Here is a 3,613-nt window from a genome sequence, read left to right on the forward strand (position 1 = left end):
ATTATTCATCCCCCAAATTTCCGTGAAGAGCCAATTAAATAAAAGTACCTGATTCACGGTAATAGAATCAGGTACTTTTATTTTTATCCTATTCTTGTCCATCCCCCCACAAAAAAAGGACACACCAAGAGTCCTTTTTCCCTATCTTTTCCTATCTTTACTTATCCTTCAGTTTTTCAACATCCATCATAGCCTTATAGACCATGTCGAAGGTGATGTCGTATGGTTTGACTCTCATATCCTTGGTATGGAGGCAGTTTTCTACGAGTTCATCGGGATGCTTGGGGTCGATGCCGATGTCTTCCAGGCAGTGCGGAAGGTTGATGGATTTGGCGAGGTTGTAGATCTTGTCTCTTTCTTCGATCTGGCCGTCCATGGTGAGCATGACCTGCAGGCCGTAGTTGACGACGGCGCCGTGGAGGTGCTCGCCTTTGTGCGGGGTGCGGGTGTGGCTGTTGTAGATGGCGTGCGCGAGGCTGGAGTCGAGATCGTCTTCGATGCAGACGGAGGCCATGCCGGGAGCCACGATGATGGAAAGTGTGGCTGCTTCGAGAGCGTCTGTCACGATTCCCTTGTCTACGTCAGCGAGGGCTTCTTTGCCGTATTTCAGGATGCCTGGTGCCACGTTCTGTGCGTTGTTCACGCCGGTCTGCTGGATCCATGTGAGGTCCATACCTCTGGCGGAGAAGGGGACTTCATACTGTTTAGCAAGAGCATCGCCGAGGCCTGCCCAGAAGTACTGGCGCGGGGAGTGTGCGATGATTTCCGTATTGATGAAGGTGTGCCATGCACCGCGTTCTCTGTAAATGGAGCCTTTGAAGCTGTGATCCGGGTTGTACATGATGCAGACGGCAGTGACGGAGGCGCAGTTGGATGCGAGCGTCGGGAATGTGAAGATCGGTTTCTTCAGGAGGTGCGCAGCCCATTTGCAGGTGTCGGTCGCGCGGCCGCCGCCGACGGCGAAAATCATGTCGGCTTCCTGGATTTCCGGGATCTTTGTCAGAGCTTCGGCGTTTTCAAATGTAGCGTCGTCGCCGTAGAGGAAGGATCCGGTGATGTCGATCTTTCCGCTGACTGCTTTTCTGATCAGCGGTTCAGCGGCGATTCTGGCCTTGGTGCCGCCGATGATGACAGCGGTTTTTCCATATTCGCCGCAAATATCCGGAATCTTGTCATAGGCATCGCTGCCGATGGTGAAGTGCGGAAAATACGTACTATTCATAAATGATCCCCTCTCTTATGTAAAAGGCTCATGGCCTTGGAATGTATACAGGTATTATAGTCGAATCAGATGGTCTCTTCAAGAATCAATGACCGATGCGGACCTGCCTGCCACCTGCGGCTTCGAAGAGGCGGTGGGAAATGGAGAGAACGGTGCGCTTTTCAGAAGCGGCGCGGAGGGCGTCTAAGACCTGCTTTTCCGTGACGGAGTCAAGGTTCGCCGTGATTTCATCGAGAAGGAGTAGCGGCGGATTCGTGACGGTTGCGCGGGCAATGGAAAGGAGCTGGAACTGGCCCTGTGAAAGGAGTCCCGGGTCGTAAGGCGTATCAAGGCCCTCCGGCAAGTCTTCGATGGCAGGAAGGATGCCTGTCTCGGCAAGTGCCCTTCTGACATCTTCCTCAAAAATGGAGGGATCGGAGAGTGTGATCTGGTCTCTCATGTTTCCCGAAACAGGTTTGAACTGCTGCTCGACGAGGCCGAATACCTTTCTCCTTTCCTCTTCAGGGATGGATTCCGGCGCGCGCCCGAAGATGCGGACGGTGCCTTCCGATGGCTGGTAGAGGCCGCAGATGAGCTTGAAGAGCGTGCTCTTGCCCGAGCCTGTCCGCCCGATCAGCGTGACGTTCTCGCCTTCATGGATGGTGAGGTCGAAATTGTGGAAGACGGGCTTTCCATCTTCGTAGGCAAAGGAAAGATGGCGGATGGAAATCGGGATATTTTCTTCCTTTTCGGACACTGCTGCGGAAGGCGGTTCCATTTCTTTTTCGGAGAGGAAATCGCTGATCCGCTTGCAGCCTGCGATGGCGGACTGGATATTCTGGATTTCCATGCCGATGCTTTCCAGTGGAGAGAAGACTTTCCCGACGTAGGCGATCAGGGCGACGGCGGTGCCCGCGCTCATGCCGAAGAGTGCCTGGAAGTCGCTCCTGCTGACGGAGAGGACGACCATGATGGCGATGATAAGCGAGCTCACCGTGATGATGATCGGCGAGTAAATCGAGTCATACAAGTTGCTCCTGTTCATCGCGTCGAACCCCGCGCGGACGGATTTCCCGTACTTTTCTTCCATGAAGGATTCGCGGTGGTAGAGGCGGATCGTGCGGATGCTGGCAATCGTTTCAGGGATGGCCTGATTGATGCCCGCGACGGCTTTCCTGTTGTCGAGCTGCGCGGAAAGCATGCGGCGCTGGAATGTCCTCGTGAGGAGGAAGAGAATCGGCAGTGATAAGAAGAGCAGGATCATGAGGCCCTTGCTCAGGAAATAGACGACGCAGAGGATGGAAACAATGCGGAAGACGTCGGAAATCATGGAAATGATGCCCGAGTCGAAGAGGTCTTCGAGCGTGTCGACGTCGTTCACGAAGAGCGAGGCGAGCGATCCGCTGTCGTTTTCTATGAAGACGGAGGAGGGCAGGCGCGAGAGCTTGTCCGCCATGAAGGAGCGGATGTGACGCGTCGAGCGCTGGCCGAAGATCGTGATGATCGTTTCCTTGACCGAGTCCGCGATGCCCGAGACGGCTATCAGGGCAAAGTAGAGAAGGCCTGCCTGGATGAGGAAGGGAAGCATCGCATTTTCTGCTGTCAGTTCATCGACGATGCGCCTAAGAATCAGCGGCGGCGTGACGGAAACGGTGACGGAGATGAGGATGGCAAGGACGAGCCCGATAGTCAGCTTCTTATTATGCAGGGCAGCATAGCGGAAAATGGAGTAAAGCGGGCGCTTCGTGTCGACGGGATTCTTTTGGCTCATTTATCGTCCCCTCCTTCCGCGAGGGCGTGCTGCATCTTCCAGAGGCGGCGGTACTCCCTGTTCCTGCTGAGAAGTTCTTCGTGGGGAAGGACCTCTACACTCCCGTCTCCTGAAATCCAGACGACGCGGTCGAAGTCCTTGAAGAAATGGAGACGGTGGGAAATGAGGATGACAATCGAATCCTTCAGCATCGGGCGGATGTTGGTGAGGATTTCCTCTTCCGTCTTTCTGTCGACGGCGGAGAAGGGATCGTCCAGGATGAGGAGCGGGCGCTTGTGGTAGAGTGTACGGGCCAGAGCCACGCGCGCCTGCTGGCCGCCGGAAAGGCGGAGGCCTCCTTCTCCGATCATCGTGTGGATGCCATCCGGGAAAGAGGAAATTTCCTTGTCCATCTCGACGGCTTTAAGGACAGCATCGAGATCGCCGGGCTTTCCGAGGCGGATGTTGTCCTCGATTGTTCCCGAGAAAAGCTCGGGGCGGTGACCCATGTAGCCGACCGTGCCGATGGGGTCGATTTCGCTTCCAAGGCGCTTTCCACCGTAAAGTATCGTGCCTTCATAAGGGTACTCGCAGAGGAACGTGCGGCCCAGCGTCGATTTCCCGCTGGCGACTTCCCCTGTGACGCCGATGAATTCCCCGGG

At 55.3% G+C, this 3,613-nt stretch carries 3 protein-coding genes; all 3 read right to left on the reverse strand.

What is annotated here, in order from left to right:
- Positions 1–157 precede the first annotated feature (157 nt).
- Positions 158–1,222, reverse strand: coding sequence for an iron-containing alcohol dehydrogenase family protein (locus M3200_RS08785; RefSeq protein WP_022383153.1), 1,065 nt, complete (start codon positions 1,220–1,222; stop codon positions 158–160).
- Positions 1,223–1,307: 85 nt separating this feature from the next.
- Positions 1,308–2,972, reverse strand: coding sequence for an ABC transporter ATP-binding protein (locus M3200_RS08790; RefSeq protein WP_022383154.1), 1,665 nt, complete (start codon positions 2,970–2,972; stop codon positions 1,308–1,310).
- Positions 2,969–3,613, reverse strand: a 645-nt coding sequence (locus M3200_RS08795) for an ATP-binding cassette domain-containing protein (RefSeq protein WP_288178254.1), incomplete at its 5' end; no start/stop codon positions are given. The genes M3200_RS08790 and M3200_RS08795, both read right to left, overlap by 4 nt.

The sequence above is a fragment of the Dialister sp. CAG:357 genome (assembly GCF_000435155.1).
Taxonomy (GTDB): Bacteria; Bacillota; Negativicutes; order Veillonellales; family Dialisteraceae; genus Dialister; species Dialister hominis.